The 14,176-nt window shown below is 71.7% G+C and carries 15 protein-coding genes; 4 read left to right on the top strand and 11 right to left on the bottom strand.

Annotation, left to right across the window (positions count from 1 at the left end):
* Positions 1 to 19 precede the first annotated feature (19 nt).
* Together IEZ19_RS53495 and IEZ19_RS19900 are read left to right on the top strand one after the other, a co-directional pair.
* Positions 20 to 76, top strand: a complete 57-nt coding sequence (locus tag IEZ19_RS53495) for a trp operon leader peptide (protein ID WP_189312748.1) — start codon at positions 20 to 22, stop codon at positions 74 to 76.
* A 119-nt stretch (positions 77 to 195) separates the two neighbouring features.
* On the top strand, positions 196 to 2,076 hold the full coding sequence (locus IEZ19_RS19900; RefSeq protein WP_189312580.1) for an anthranilate synthase family protein: 1,881 nt from the start codon (positions 196 to 198) through the stop codon (positions 2,074 to 2,076).
* Here IEZ19_RS19900 and IEZ19_RS19895 read toward each other — a convergent pair.
* The 5 genes from IEZ19_RS19895 to IEZ19_RS19875 form a co-directional block, all read right to left on the bottom strand.
* A complete protein-coding gene (locus IEZ19_RS19895) occupies positions 2,028 to 3,050 on the bottom strand; it encodes a 2-hydroxyacid dehydrogenase (protein ID WP_189312579.1) in 1,023 nt (340 codons plus the stop codon). The genes IEZ19_RS19900 and IEZ19_RS19895 overlap by 49 nt on opposite strands.
* A 172-nt stretch (positions 3,051 to 3,222) precedes the next feature.
* Positions 3,223 to 4,251, bottom strand: a complete 1,029-nt coding sequence (locus IEZ19_RS19890) for a 6-phosphofructokinase (protein ID WP_189312578.1) — start codon at positions 4,249 to 4,251, stop codon at positions 3,223 to 3,225.
* 123 nt (positions 4,252 to 4,374) lie between these two features.
* Positions 4,375 to 5,052, bottom strand: a complete 678-nt coding sequence (locus IEZ19_RS19885) for a response regulator (protein ID WP_189312577.1) — start codon at positions 5,050 to 5,052, stop codon at positions 4,375 to 4,377.
* Positions 5,049 to 6,284, bottom strand: a complete 1,236-nt coding sequence (gene macS / locus IEZ19_RS19880; protein WP_189312576.1) for a MacS family sensor histidine kinase — start codon at positions 6,282 to 6,284, stop codon at positions 5,049 to 5,051. Before macS ends, IEZ19_RS19885 begins: the two co-directional genes overlap by 4 nt.
* A 31-nt stretch (positions 6,285 to 6,315) precedes the next feature.
* Positions 6,316 to 7,053, bottom strand: coding sequence for a lysophospholipid acyltransferase family protein (locus tag IEZ19_RS19875; protein WP_189312575.1), 738 nt, complete (start codon positions 7,051 to 7,053; stop codon positions 6,316 to 6,318).
* A 149-nt stretch (positions 7,054 to 7,202) separates the two neighbouring features.
* Between IEZ19_RS19875 and IEZ19_RS19870 the strand changes: the two genes are divergently transcribed.
* Complete coding sequence (locus IEZ19_RS19870; protein WP_189312574.1) at positions 7,203 to 7,982, top strand: alpha/beta hydrolase; 780 nt, start codon at positions 7,203 to 7,205, stop codon at positions 7,980 to 7,982.
* Positions 7,975 to 8,583, top strand: coding sequence for a hypothetical protein (locus tag IEZ19_RS19865; protein ID WP_189312573.1), 609 nt, complete (start codon positions 7,975 to 7,977; stop codon positions 8,581 to 8,583). The genes IEZ19_RS19870 and IEZ19_RS19865 overlap by 8 nt, the downstream gene beginning before the upstream one ends.
* Here the strand turns inward: IEZ19_RS19865 and IEZ19_RS19860 are convergent.
* From IEZ19_RS19860 to IEZ19_RS19835, 6 genes are all read right to left on the bottom strand, one after another.
* Positions 8,580 to 9,326 (bottom strand): endonuclease/exonuclease/phosphatase family protein, encoded by a 747-nt coding sequence (locus IEZ19_RS19860; protein ID WP_189312572.1) that lies wholly within the window; start codon positions 9,324 to 9,326, stop codon positions 8,580 to 8,582. The genes IEZ19_RS19865 and IEZ19_RS19860 overlap by 4 nt on opposite strands.
* Positions 9,327 to 9,454: 128 nt before the next feature.
* On the bottom strand, positions 9,455 to 10,408 hold the full coding sequence (locus IEZ19_RS19855; protein ID WP_189312571.1) for an ROK family glucokinase: 954 nt from the start codon (positions 10,406 to 10,408) through the stop codon (positions 9,455 to 9,457).
* 54 nt (positions 10,409 to 10,462) lie between these two features.
* The gene (locus IEZ19_RS19850) at positions 10,463 to 10,960 is read right to left on the bottom strand and encodes a DUF5304 domain-containing protein (protein WP_189312570.1); all 498 of its coding nucleotides are present in this window, start codon (positions 10,958 to 10,960) and stop codon (positions 10,463 to 10,465) included.
* Positions 10,961 to 11,070: 110 nt separating this feature from the next.
* Positions 11,071 to 12,291: an ArsA family ATPase gene (locus IEZ19_RS19845; protein ID WP_189312569.1), complete on the bottom strand. Its 1,221-nt coding sequence runs from the start codon at positions 12,289 to 12,291 to the stop codon at positions 11,071 to 11,073.
* A gap of 117 nt (positions 12,292 to 12,408) precedes the next feature.
* Positions 12,409 to 12,852 carry an SRPBCC family protein gene (locus tag IEZ19_RS19840; protein ID WP_189312568.1) on the bottom strand — a complete coding sequence of 148 codons (444 nt, stop codon included), beginning with the start codon at positions 12,850 to 12,852 and terminating at the stop codon, positions 12,409 to 12,411.
* Positions 12,853 to 12,975: 123 nt separating this feature from the next.
* Positions 12,976 to 13,773, bottom strand: a complete 798-nt coding sequence (locus IEZ19_RS19835; protein WP_189312567.1) for a metallophosphoesterase family protein — start codon at positions 13,771 to 13,773, stop codon at positions 12,976 to 12,978.
* Between the last annotated feature and the right edge of the window lie 403 nt (positions 13,774 to 14,176).

The raw sequence follows: 14,176 nt of genomic DNA, 5'->3' as shown, positions 1-14,176 counted from the left end.
ATGGGGTACTCTGCCTGGCATGTTCGCGCTTTCGAACCAGAACTGGTGGTGGACCGCTCATCCGGCGGCCCACTGACTGCGCGTACCCAAGACGTCGCGAAGGCCGCCCGAGGGGCGGCCTTCGGCGTTTCCGGGGTCCGTCCCTCCCCGTCGGCATCTCTCCCAGCCGGCCCCAGCCCGAAGGAACACGGACCCATGCAGCTGCTCGACCTGCTCGACGATCCCCGCCCGTTCGCCCTGCTGCGCCGTCGCACGCCGGGCCATGACGAGAACACCGTGGAGTTGTTCCTCGGCCCGGTCGGCACGTACGACCGTCTCGCCGACCTGCCCGACGAGGGGCTGGCACTGATCCCGTACCGGCAGATCCGTGAGCGCGGCTTCGACGTGCGCGACGACGGGACACCGCTGGTGGTGCTCACCCCCGAGGAGTCGTACACGCTGCCGCTGCGGGAGGCCCTGGCCCAGCTGCCGGCGCACGAGGTGCGGGTCGAGGGCGGCGGCTTCGACGTCGGGGACGAGGAGTACGGCGAGATCGTCGGGCGAGTGCTGCGCGAGGAGATCGGGCGGGGTGAGGGCGCGAACTTCGTGATCCGGCGGACGTACGAGGGCGAGATCCCGGGGTTCGGCCGGGCCGACGCGCTGGCCCTGTTCCGGCGGCTGCTCGAGGGCGAGCGGGGCGCGTACTGGACGTTCGTCGTGCACACCGGGGAGAGGACGCTGGTCGGCGCGAGCCCGGAGGTGCATGTGCGGATGTCCGGCGGGACCGTCGTGATGAACCCGATCAGCGGCACGTACCGCTATCCCGCCGAGGGGCCGACGCCGGAGCATCTGCTGGACTTCCTCGCCGACGGCAAGGAGATCGAGGAGCTGTCGATGGTCGTCGACGAGGAGCTCAAGATGATGTGCACCGTCGGCGACATGGGCGGGGTGGTCGTGGGACCGCGGCTGAAGGAGATGGCGCATCTCGCGCACACCGAGTACGAGCTGCGCGGCAGGTCGTCGCTGGACGTGCGGGAGGTCCTGAAGGAGACCATGTTCGCCGCGACCGTCACCGGGTCGCCGGTGCAGAACGCCTGCCGGGTCATCGAGCGGCACGAGACCGGCGGGCGCGGCTACTACGCGGGCGCCCTGGCGCTGCTCGGCCGTGACTTCGGGGGCGCCCAGACCCTGGACTCCCCCATCCTCATCCGCACCGCCGACATCGACCCGGCCGGACGGCTGCGCGTCCCGGTCGGCGCGACGCTGGTGCGCGGGTCGGACCCGGCGGGCGAGGTCGCGGAGACGCACGCGAAGGCGGCGGGGGTGCTGACCGCCCTCGGCGTACGGCCGTCCCGCCCGCGTGCGGAGTCCGCACGGCCGCGGCTTGCCGACGACCCCCGGGTCCGGGCCGCGCTGGACGGGCGCCGGTCACATCTCGCGCCGTTCTGGCTGCGGATGCAGGAGCGGTCGGAGGTGCTGAGCGGCCACGCGCTGGTCGTGGACGGCGAGGACACCTTCACGGCGATGCTCGCGCACGTGCTGCGCGCGGGCGGCCTCGACGTGACCGTGCGGCGCTACGACGAGCCGGGGCTGCGGGACGCGGTGCTCGCGCACGAGGGGCCGGTCGTGCTCGGACCCGGACCGGGCGACCCGTCCGACCTGGCCGACCCGAAGATGCGGTTCCTGCGGGAGCTGACCGCCGAGGTGATCAGGGGGCACCGGCACGGAGTGCTCGGCGTGTGCCTCGGGCACGAGCTGATCACGGCCGAGCTGGGGCTCGAGATCGTCCGCAAGGAAGTGCCGTACCAGGGGGCGCAGACGACGGTCGACCTGTTCGGCCGGACCGAGACCGTCGGCTTCTACAACAGTTTCGTGGCCCACTGCGACGACGAGGCGCTGCGCGAACTGGCCGCGCACGACGTCGAGGTGAGCCGGGCGGACAACGGTGAGGTGCACGCCGTACGAGGTCCCGGATTCGCCGGCGTGCAGTTCCACCCGGAGTCGGTGCTGACGCTGGACGGGGCCGCGGTCGTGCGCGACCTGATCGGTCAGCTGCGCGGCACCAGCACGTTCTCGGAGCGGCGGCCGGCCTCGTAGTCGAGGACGTTGCGCACCGTGGCCCCGATGATCTGGTCGACGGCGTCCTGGGTGTAGTACGCCTGATGCGAGGTGACCAGGACGTTGGGGAACGTGACCAGGCGGGCCAGGGTGTCGTCCGCCATGGCCTCCAGGGACTTGTCGAGGAAGAAGAGACCCGCCTCGGCCTCGTAGACGTCGAGGCCGACACCGGTGAAGCGGCCCTCGCGCAGCTCGGCGACGAGGGCCGCGGTGTCGATCAGGCCGCCGCGGCTGGAGTTCACCAGGATCGCGTCGTCCTTCATGGACTTGAGGGCGTCCGCGTCGATGAGCCGCTCCGTCCCGGGGAGCAGCGGAACGTGCAGGCTGACCAGGTCGGACTCGGCGAGGAGCCGCTCCTTGGGGACGTACGTCATGCCGAGTTCCAGGCACGCGGGGTTCTCGGCGACGTCCCAGCCGAGCAGGCGCATGCCGAAGCCGTGCGCGATCCGCGTGAAGGCCTCGCCGATCTTGCCGGTGCCGATGACGCCGGCGGTACGGCCGTGCAGATCGCGGCCCATCAGACCGTCGAGACGGAAGTCGAAGTCACGCGTACGGGTGGAGGCTCGGACGATACGGCGGTTGACCGCCATGGCGAGGGTCCAGGCGAACTCGGCGACCGAGTACGGGGAGTAGTGCGAGACGCGGGCGACCGTGAGGCCGAGACGTTCGGCCACGTCGAGGGCGATGTTGTTGAAGCCGGTCGCGCGCTGGGCGATCATCTGCGTGCCGCCGGCCGCGAGGGTCTGCAGGACACGGTGGTTCAGGTCGCAGTTGACGCTGGTGCAGATGACGTCGTGTCCGGCGGCGATGGGGGCGGTGTCCTCGTTCAGGAAGACGTCCAGGCACCGGACCTCGTGGTGACCGCGGAAGGCGCGCTCGATGAGAGGCTTCTCGTCGGACTGGACACCGAAGGCGACGATCTCCTCCGGCGGTTCGGCCGTTTGCTGTCCCATTGCCGCGACTATAGGGCGCAAGATGTTCGGGCGCCCGGCGGGTTGGGGGTATGGCTCTCCGGCGGCTGCGGGTCTGTCGTGGTTGCTCGCGCCCACGCGGCGGAGCCGCATATCGATACAGCCCCGCGCCCCTTCGGGACGCGGGGCCTCGCGGCGTGCGACGTGCTGCGGGTCAGCCGAAGAAGACGCCCACCTCCGCGTACAGCTCGGGGTCGACCGTCTTCAGCCTGGACGTCGCGTCAGCGATCGGGACGCGGACGATGTCCGTGCCGCGCAGGGCGACCATCTTGCCGAAGTCGCGCTCGTGGACGGCGTCGATGGCGTGCAGACCGAAGCGGGTGGCCAGCCAGCGGTCGAAGGCACTGGGGGTGCCGCCACGCTGGACGTGCCCGAGGACCGTGGTGCGGGCCTCCTTCCCGGTGCGCTTCTCGATCTCCTTGGCCAGCCACTCGCCGACGCCGGACAGCCGCACATGACCGAAGGAGTCCAGCGACCCGTCCTTGAGCACGACGTCGCCGTCCTTCGGCATGGCACCCTCGGCGACGACCACGATCGGGGCGTACGACGCCTTGAACCGCGAGGTCACCCAGGCGCAGACCTGCTCGATGTCGAAGCGGTGCTCGGGGATGAGAATGACGTTGGCGCCGCCGGCGAGCCCGGAGTGCACGGCGATCCAGCCGGCGTGGCGGCCCATCACCTCGACGACCAGGACCCGCATATGGGACTCGGCGGTGGTGTGCAGCCGGTCGATGGCCTCGGTGGCGATGCCGACGGCAGTGTCGAAGCCGAAGGTGTAGTCGGTGGCGGAGAGGTCGTTGTCGATGGTCTTCGGCACGCCGACGCAGGGCACGCCGTACTCGTCGGACAGCCGCGCCGCCACGCCCAGGGTGTCCTCGCCGCCGATGGCGATCAGCGCCTCGACCTCCTGTTTGGCGAGGTTGTCCTTGATGCGGCGGATGCCGTCCTCCATCTTGAGGGGGTTGGTCCGCGAGGAGCCGAGGATGGTGCCGCCGCGGGGCAGGATGCCGCGCACGGCGGGGATGTCGAGGCGGACAGTGTCCCCTTCGAGGGGTCCCCGCCAGCCGTCCCGGAAGCCGACGAAGTCATGGCCGTACTCCTGCACGCCCTTGCGGACGACGCCCCGGATGACGGCGTTGAGTCCGGGGCAGTCGCCGCCTCCGGTCAGTACTCCGACCCGCATGGAAATGTCCCTTCGCCGCTGTGACTTGACGCTCACTCACGGTAAGGGTGAGTCACGTCACACAGCGAGAGGCGGGCAGGGTGATTCCGGTGAATTGTGGGAACGCCGCTCGGTCGGGCGGCCTCACTCCTCGTCGAGGCCGCGCTCTATGGCGTACCGGACCAGCTCGACCCTGTTGTGCAACTGGAGCTTGCCGAGGGTGTTCTGAACGTGGTTCTGGACCGTGCGGTGGGAGATGACCAGGCGTTCGGCGATCTGCTTGTAGCTCAGGCCCTTGGCGACCAGGCGCAGCACCTCCGTCTCGCGGTCGGTCAGCCGGGGCGCGTCCGGCGCGTCGGTGTCGGCGGCGGGGCCGGGCTCGGCGGCCAGCCGCCGGTACTCGCCGAGGACCAGTCCGGCGAGGCCGGGCGTGAACACCGGGTCGCCGACGGCCGTACGGCGCACCGCGTCCAGGAGTTCCCCGGTGGACGCCGACTTGAGCAGATAACCCGTGGCGCCCGACTTCACGGCCTCCAGGACGTCGGCGTGCTCGCCGCTGGCCGACAGCACCAGGACGCGCAGCTTCGGGTCGGCGCCGACCAGTTCCTTGCAGACCTGGACGCCGGGCTTGGCGGGCAGGTTGAGGTCCAGGACGAGGACGTCCGGCGCGGCGGCCCGGGCGCGGCGCACCGCCTGCTCGCCGTCCCCGGCGGTGGCGACCACCTCGAAGCCCGACTCGGCCAGGTCCCGGGCGACCGCGTCGCGCCACATGGGGTGGTCGTCGACCACCATCACCTTGATCGGGCCCTGCTGCTGCGTCATCGCCGCTCCGCCTTCCCCCGCGTCTTCCGGGCGTTCTTCGGTACGTTCAGTTCGACCTCCGTGCCCTGGCCGGGCACCGAGCTCAGCTCGGCACTGCCGCCCAGGTCGCGCAGCCGGCCCCGGATCGACTGGACCACCCCGAGCCGCCCCTCGCCCTCGGCCTGCGCGAGCCGCCCCTCGGGGATGCCGGGGCCGTCGTCCCGTACGGTCACCACGACCGCGTCCGGCTCGTCCTCGACCAGGATCCAGGCCCGGGCGTCGGGTCCGGCGTGCTCGCGCACATTGTCCAGGGCGGCGCCGACGGCCGCGGCCAGCTCCCGCGCGGCGCCGGACGGCAGCGGCACCGGCGCGCCGGGCTCGGCGAGGCTGACCCGGGCACCGGCGTACGGGGCGAGCAGCGTGCGCAGATCGACTGGTGCGGTGGGGTCGACGGTGTCGTCCTGTTCCGCCGCGGCCCGTAGTACGACGGCGCCCTCGCCCGCGTCCTCGGACACCCGCGGGACCGGGACCAGGCCGCCGGAGACCAGGGTGCGCAGCGCCGCCTCCTGCTCCCCCGCCATGCGCCCGAGTTCGGCCGCCTCGCCGCCGATCACCGCGCCGCGCCGCTGCACCATGGCCAGCACCTGCAGCACGCCGTCGTGGATGTCGCGGGCGAGCCGCTCCCGTTCCCGGGTCGCGGCCTCGATCTCCAGGGCGCGGGCGAGGGTGCGCTCGGAGGCGCGGGCGACCTCGACGACGTACCCGATGCCGATGGAGGCGACCCATACGAGGATCACGTTGTGGACCGTGTCCCGGGCCGGGACGCCCCGCTCGACGAGGTTGGCGCAGGCGACGATCGTGGAGGCGAACGCGGCCCAGCGCCAGCCGCCCTTGATGGCGAAGGCCAGCACGGAGCCCGCGGTCCATATCGACGGCAGGGTGGGACCGCCCTCGGCGACGTGATGGCTGTCGGCGAGCGGGGTGAGCAGGATGCCGGTGAGCGCGACCGTCAGGTCGACGGCGAGGAAGCGCTTGGTGCAGCTCGCCGCGTTGTTGACCCGGGGAAGGGTGGCCAGGGTCCACCCGAACAGGACGGCGAAGTAGGCGAGGGCGACCCAGGGCTGGTCGTAGCGGTCGTGCGCGCTGGCGAACAGGCCGATCGCGTACAGCATCGTCAGTACGCGGTAACCGGCGAGCGCGCGCCACAGCGGCTGTTCGACGGACATCCTCATGACGTGCTCGCGCCTCGCCACGCCCCCACCCCCGGTGTGCCCGACTGCCTGTCTAGGACTCGGCCTTCGCCTTCTCGGCCTTCTCCTCCGCCTTGGCCGTCTTCGCCGCCTCCGCGATCTGCCGCTTGGCGGCGGTGGCGTAGACGTCGACGTACTCCTGGCCGGAGAGCTTCATGATCTCGTACATGACCTCGTCGGTCACGGCGCGCAGGACGAAGCGGTCGTGCTCCATGCCCTGGTAGCGGCTGAAGTCCAGCGGCCTGCCGATCCGGATGCCGGGCCGCATCAGCTTCGGCATCACCTTGCCGGGCGGCTGGATCTTCTCCGTGTCGATCATCGCCACGGGGATGACCGGAGCGCCGGTGGCGAGCGCCACGCGCGCGAGGCCGCCGGGCTTGCCCCGGTACAGCCGGCCGTCGGGCGAGCGCGTGCCCTCCGGGTAGATGCCGAACAGCTCACCGCGCTCGAGCACCTCGATGCCGCTCCTGACGGCCGCCTCGCCCGCGCCGCGCGCGCCCGAGCGGTCCACCGGGAGCTGGCCGACGCCCTTGAAGAAGGCCGCGGTCAGCCGTCCCTTGACGCCCGGTGTGGTGAAGTATTCGGCCTTCGCGATGAAGGTGACCTTGCGGTCGAGGACCGCCGGCAGGAAGAACGAGTCCGAGAAGGACAGGTGATTGCTCGCCAGGATGGCGGGACCCTCGGCGGGGATGTTCTCCATCCCCTCCACCCAGGGTCGGAAGGCAATCCTCAGCGGTCCCCCGATGGCGACCTTCATCGTGCCGTACAACAACCGAGTGCCTCCTGTTTCCGTCGATCAGACCTTAACCCGGAGCACCGCGGAAGGAGCCGACGGCCCTGGTCGGTGTCAGTGCGGTCGCGTACGGTGAAGCACATCCGCAGTCGTCGTTCACGTCCTCCTCAGGAACAGGAGCCCGTAAGGTGCCGGTTCTCCCCGGAGCCGAGCCGTACCGCCACGAGGGCGGAGAGGTGGGTGTCCTCCTCTGTCACGGCTTCACCGGCTCGCCGCAGTCGCTGCGCCCCTGGGCGGAGCACCACGCCGCGCACGGCCTGACCGTGTCGCTGCCGCTGCTGCCCGGACACGGCACGCGCTGGGAGGACATGCAGCTCACCGGCTGGCAGGACTGGTACGCGGAGGTGGACCGCGAGCTGCGCCTGCTGCGCGAGCGCTGCGCGCGGGTGTTCGTGGCGGGCCTGTCGATGGGCGGGGCGCTGGCGCTGCGACTGGCCGCGAAGCACGGGGAGGGGGTTGCGGGCGTGGTGGTCGTCAACCCGGCGAACAGGGTGCACGGCCTGTCCGCGTACGCCCTTCCGGTGGCCCGGCACCTGGTGCGCACGAGGAAGGGCATCGCGAGCGACATCGCGAAGCCCGGCGCGGCGGAGCTGGGGTACGACCGGGTGCCGCTGCACGCGGCCCACTCCCTGCGGACGTTCTTCCGCCTGCTGGACGGCGAGCTGCCGCAGGTCACGCAGCCCCTGCTGCTCCTGCACAGCGCCCGGGACCATGTGGTGCCGCCGGCCGACTCGGCCCGGTTGCTGAGCAGGGTGTCGTCGAGGGACGTGACGGAGGTCGTGCTGGAACAGAGCCACCACGTGGCGACGTTGGACTTTGACGCGGACCGGATCTTCGAGGAGAGCCTCGCCTTCATGGGCCGGCTCGCACCCAGTGTCGGCAAGGAAGGGACGGCCTCAGTTGGCTGAGCACGACTCCGACCGCGAGGACCGCGAGCCGGACGAGAAGGGCGTGCCCTTCGACGAGGAGGCCGCCTGGCAGGCGATCGTCGCCGGATACGGCGACGAACCGCCGGACCCGCCGGGCGCCAAGCCGTTCAAGCCGGTCGAGGATCTCGCGCTGCCCGAGACCGGGCCGAACGAGACGGACGAACGGTCCGACGACGACGCCGACGGCGACGGCGACGGCGACGGCGACGGCGACGCCGGGGAGCAGCGGCCCGCCAAGGCCCTGGGCAGCTCGATAGCGTTCGCGCCCGGCGTCGGTCCGCGCGACTACGCGGCGCCCGAGCCGGGCGAGGACGATTTCGACGAGGACGACGAGGGCCACTTCGTGCCGCCCGAGCCGCCGCCGCTGCCCACCTCCGACACGACCGCCCGGTTCGCCTGGCTGGGCGTGGTCGGCGGGCCGATCCTGCTCCTGCTGGCGGTGCTGCTCGGCTGGGACATGACGTGGTGGCTGGCGACGCTGGGCATCGGCGGCTTCCTCGGCGGGTTCGTCACGCTGGTGACGCGGATGAAGACGGACGACGACGAGGACGACGATCCGGGACGCGGGGCCGTCGTCTAGTTCGCGGGGATTCTGAGGGCGGCCAGGGCCGGGAGGTGGTCCGTGGCCGCCCTCATGTCTTTGTCCGTGACGCCGGGGAGGTCGAGGGGGACCCCGCAGCCGAGCACCTCGACGCCCTTGCTCGCGAAGATCGCGTCGATGCGCCGGCGGGGGTCGGCGGGGGTGGAGGTGTACTCGCCGCCCCAGGGAGCGGTGGCGAAGCAGTCCTGCAGGCCGTCGGCGAGGCGCCGGAAGGTGCGGCCGCCGGGGCGCTCGTTGAGGTCACCGCCGGCGATGGCGTGCTCGGTGCCGAGTCCGGCGAGCCGGTCGAGGAGCATGCCGCCCTGCTCGTAGCGCTCGTCCTGCTGGAGGCTGAGGTGACAGCTGAGCACCCCGAGCCGGACGCCGCCGAAGCGGACGACGGCGGTGGCGAAGCCGCGGCGGTGCTGGCCGGGGGTGAGCGGGAGCAGCACGTCCTCGCTGCGCTCGACCGTGGCTCGGAGGTTGCACAGGATCGCGGGACCGGCCGCCGTTGCGCCGCCGGTGAGGATGACCTGCCCGGAGGCCGCCGCGAGCCGGGCGAGTTTCTTGCGCCAGCGGAAGAAGCGGGGGGCTTCCTGGATGAGGACCAGGTCGGGAGCGCAGGCGGTGATCACCCGGGCGAGGGCGTCCGTGTCGTCACGCATGGAGCGGATGTTGTAGCTCAGTACGCGGATCGTTGCGGAACCGTCGGGCTCTGTGTGGGAGTTGGGGAGCGGCGGCATGTGGATCAATGTACGCCCACCAACCCGGGGCGCGAGGTCTGCACGCGACTGCCGGTCCGTTGTGGCCGGTCGCGCACTCCTCGCGCCCCTCTGGGTAGGCGCAGTCGCCGTAAGACAGAAAGTGGGCGTTACATGATCGGGTCCGGCTCGCGGGCCAGGTCCGCCGCGCCCACCAGGCCCGCCTTGTTGCCCAGCTGGGCCGCGATCACCTCGGCCACCGGACGCCAGTTGCCGCCGACCAGCCAGCGCTTGTACGACTTGCGGATCGGGTCGAGGACGAGTTCGCCCTCGTCGGACAGGCCACCGCCGACGATGAACGCGGAGGGGTCGAAGAGAGAGGCCAGGTCGGCGAGGCCGGCACCGGCCCAGCGGGCCAGCTCCCGGTAGGAGTCGACGGCGACCGGGTCGCCCTGGCGGGCGGCCATGGAGATGTGCTTGCCCTCGATGCCGTCGGGGGTGCCGTCGCCGAGAGCGAGCAGGATCTCGGCGCTCTCGGGGGTGGCCTTGGCGCGCTGCTTGGCGTACCGGACGAGGGCGCGGCCGGAGGCGTACTGCTCCCAGCAGCCCTGCGAGCCGCAGCCGCACAGGAGGCCGTCCGGGACCATGCGGATGTGGCCGAACTCGGCGGCCACGCCGAAGTGTCCGCGGCGCAGCTTGTTGCCGATGATGATGCCGCCGCCGAGGCCGGTGCCCAGCGTGATGCAGATGACGTTGCGGTGGCCCTTGCCCGCACCGAACTTGTACTCGCCCCACGCGGCCGCGTTGGCGTCGTTCTCCACGACGACCGGGAGACCCACGCGGGCCTCGACCTTCTCCTTCAGCGGCTCCTGGCGCCAGTCGATGTTCGGCGCGAAGTACACGGTGGAGCGCTGCCGGTTCACATAGCCGGCCGCACCGATGCCCACGCCGATGATCTCGTGCCCGGCACGCGCGCCCTCGACGGCGGAGGCGATGGCGTCCACGATCCCCTCGGGCGTGCTCGGGGTCGGCACCTTGTGGGTCGAGAGGATGTTGCCTTCCTCATCGACCACGCCGGCCGCGATCTTCGTGCCGCCGATGTCGACGCCGATGGTGAGTCCCATGAATCCCTCAGTTTCGGTCGAGCCCCGCTACGGCCAACCGTACCCGAGGCCCTGTCAGTCCAAGTCGATGCGTTCCCCGCCACCGGTGCCCTCGCCCCGGTCACGGTCGTCGCGCGGGTCGTCCTTCAGGTCGTCCGCGCGGCTCGTCCAGCGGCGCTCCTGGGCCTGGACGGCGGAGCGGTAGGCGGCGAGCAGTTCGGTGCCGGCCGCGGCCAGGTGGTCGAAGACGTCCGGGTTGCGTTCGATGACGGGCTCGACGGCGGCCTTCGCCTGCTGCACGACCTGCCGCACCACCTGCTGGGCGGCGGGCCCGGCGACCGACCCCAGGAGCGGGGACTGGAGGCCGGACAGCTTGTCGGCGACGGCGTCGACGAGTTTGCGCAGTTCCTCGGCGGCCGAGCCCGGCGGCGGGCCGTACTCGGCGCGGCGGCGGGCCTTCTCCGCCGCCAGGTCCTCGGCGACCGCCGTGGCCCAGGCGTCGGCGTCGGTCGCCCGCACCTCGTGGGCCGCCTCCGCGTCCGGAACGTCAGGTGTGGGGCGCTCTTCGCTCATGACGGACTCCTGACTACGGTTCGTCTCTACGACGTTACCCGAATGGGCGTACGTCCTTCACCGGGTGCGGGCCGGACTCGGCTCCCGCTCCGGTGCCGGGCGAGCCGGAATCACCTCTCGCGCGGCCACAGGTCCGGATCCGGCGCGAACCGGATGCGCAGTTCGCCCTCCCGCAGCGCGGCTCCGGCGACGGTGCAGCGGCGCAGGGCGGAGGGCAGCGGGACGAGCCGGCGGAACGGACCTGCCGTGATGACGAGTTCGTCGCCGCGCCGGATCAGGTCGAGTTCGTCGCGTATAGCACCGGGCAGCGGGATGTGCCAGACGAGCACGCCGTCCGCGGCGATGCGGTCGGCGACCTGCCACTCGACGGGGGTGGGCCGTGCGCCGGTGCCGGGCACGTGGAGCGTGGTGAGGTCGTCGGTGCCGCGCGGGTCGCGGCCGAGGTGGGCGACCGGGTGGACGTCGTACGCCTCCCGCCAGTCGGCCAGGGTCTTGCGCTGCTGAGCGACGAGCGTCAGAAAGATGGGTTCGAAGCTCGTTGAAGGGTGATGGTCGGGCGACGGGCGGCCCGGCCAGGTGTCCCGGTCGGTCTCGGGCAGGACGCGGTTGGCGACGAGGGCCTCGGTGCGCAGGCCGCTCAGGGCGAGGCCGAGACCGGCGGCGCGTACGGCGTCGGCGCCGGCCGGGCCGGGCTCGGCGACGAGTCGTACGGCGGTGTCACGGTCGGCGACGACGGCCTCCACAGCGGCCAGTTCGACGCCCCAGCGGGCGGCCGTCTCGTACAGCCACTCTGCGGGCATGGGGACGCCGGCGAGCCGGCCGAGGACGGGCCGCAGCGCCCGGGCGGCCTGGCGCTCGGGCGGGAGGAGGCGGCGCAGATAGCGGCGCAGTTCCCCCGGGAGAGCGAGCAGGGCGAGGGCCTGCGGGGTGGGCGGGAGGTCGACGACGAGGAGGTCGTAGCGGTCCGAGAGGGCGGCGTCCCGGAGGGCGCGCAGGAAGGACAGTTCGTCTGCGCCGGGGAGCGGAGTGAGTTCCTCGGCGTCCAGGCGGTCGGTGCCGAGCAGGTCGAGGACGGTCGCCGCGCGGGTCTGGAAGGCAGTGAGGTCGTCGCGGAAGCGTTCGGCTGCGTCGGGGCGCCAGGCGGTGAGGGCGGGGGTGATCCCGACCGGGGTCGGGCCCGTCGCGGTGCCGAGGGCCGCGCCCAGGGTGTCGGTGCGGTCGGCGCTCAGGACGAGGGTCCTGGTGCCGGTGCCTGCGGCGCGCAGGGCCGTCGCGGCGGCGATCGTGGTACGACCGGAGCCGCCAGGGCCTGTGATCAGGAGGGTGCGCATGGGGGTGAACCGTAACTGACGCAGGGGCGGGGCGAGGTTCGCACGGCAACCGGAACTGCAGGCTGCGCCCACCCTCCCCATCGCCCTGCGGAACGACTGCCCACAGCCAGGACCGGACTAGACCTCCCCCGACTCCACCCGCTTCTTCAGGCCCGCCAGAGCGCGGTCGATGATGACCTTCTCCGCCTTGCGCTTGATCATGCCCAGCATCGGGATCTTGACGTCCACCGTCAGCTGGTAGGTGACCTCCGTCGCGCCCGAGCCCACGGGCTTGAGGAGGTAGGAGCCGTCCAGGGAGCGGAGCATCTGGGACTTCACCAGCGTCCAGGAGACCTCGTGCTCGCCGGTCCAGGTGTAGGCGAGGGTCTGGTCGTCCTTGATGGCCCCGGCGTCCATGACGAGCCGGACCTGCTCGGCGCGGCCCCGCTCGTCGGTCTTCAGGACCTCCGCCTCCTTCACCTCGCCGGTCCAGTCCGGGTAGCGGGCGAAGTCGGCGATCACCCCCATGACGTCGGCCGGTGCCGCCTCGATCGTGATGCTCGAGCTGGTGTGTTCCGCCATCGCCGTGGCTCCTCCAGATGCGGGCCGGTAGTGAGGTCGCTGGTGCGCGGACGTGCGCACGAGTGTGCAGCGTGAAGGCTACCGCGCAGGCGACCGGCCGACTTCACCCCCATCCGGACCGGCTCACCATTGGAGGGCCCAGGGCCGCCCGCTGACGGCGAAGTGCCCGACGTTGACACACTCGGTGGCGCCGATCCGCATGCGCCGGACCAGGGGCTGGTGGACGTGCCCGAAAAGGGCGTAGCGGGGCCGGGTGCGGCGGATCGCGTCGAGGAGGGCGCGGCTGCCGCGCTCGAAGCGGCGCGCCACGGTGTCGTAGACCAGTTCGGGCACCTCGGGCGGGATGTGCGTGCACAGCACGTCGACCTCGCCGACCGCCTCGATCTTCGCGGCGTACTCCTCGTCGCCGATCTCGTACGGCGTCCGCATCGGCGTGCGCAGACCGCCGCCGACGAAGCCGAAGGTCCGGCCGCCGATCTCCACGCGCTCGCCGTCCAGGACCGTGGTGCCGGGTGCGGCGTACTCGGGCCACAGAGGCGGTATGTCGACATTGCCGTACGTCGCGTACGTCGGGGTGGGGAGCACGGCGAACATCTCGGCGTACTGCTTGCGTACCGCCTTCTCGATCACCGCGGCCCGGTCGGTGCCGATGCCCGCCCACAGCCGGGCCCCGAACTCCCGGGCCTCCTCGAACCGCCGGGCGGTGCGCAGCTCGACGATGTGGTCGGCGTTCTCCACGCCGAACAGCTCGGGGAAGATCCCGCGCGAGTGGTCCGCGTAGTCGAGGAAGAGGACGAGGTCCCCGAGACAGATCAGCGCGTCGGCACCCTCGCCGGCTCTGGCCAGGTCACGGGCGTTTCCATGCACGTCGCTGACCACATGGACGCGCTTCCTTCGGTTACCGGTGGGTGTGGGTGCCATGGCGATCAAGCGTAGGCGCGTGCGGCATACGTGAACAGTGGCGGCCGGCCCCCTGGTTACTGGCCGGTCAGGAAAAGCGTGGACTACTGTGCGCGAAGGAACACCCATCTGTGTGACGCAGCGAACATCTCGCCGGGACCCTCTGTCGAAGAGGCCATACCGACGGGTAACGTCCGGGCAGTCCAGTCGTGCTCTGGATTTCAACCACCGGGCCCTAGGCTCCCGGTGATCCCCGGGGCACCTGCCCGAGCCTTGGACCGCACCGTCGCAACACACAACGTCGTGGCGCCGGCGCCCTATGAGGAGCAGCAGTCTTGCGCGAGTTCAGCCTTCCGGCTTTGTAGGGTCTTCGAAGTTGAGCGGTGCGCCTCATCTCGGGCACTGACATGGTGTCACGGTGTGT

Origin of the sequence: Streptomyces brasiliensis, from assembly GCF_014647875.1 — a bacterium.
GTDB classification, from domain to species: Bacteria; Actinomycetota; Actinomycetes; order Streptomycetales; family Streptomycetaceae; genus Streptomyces; species Streptomyces brasiliensis.
This window is presented reverse-complemented; position numbering and strand designations above follow the sequence as displayed.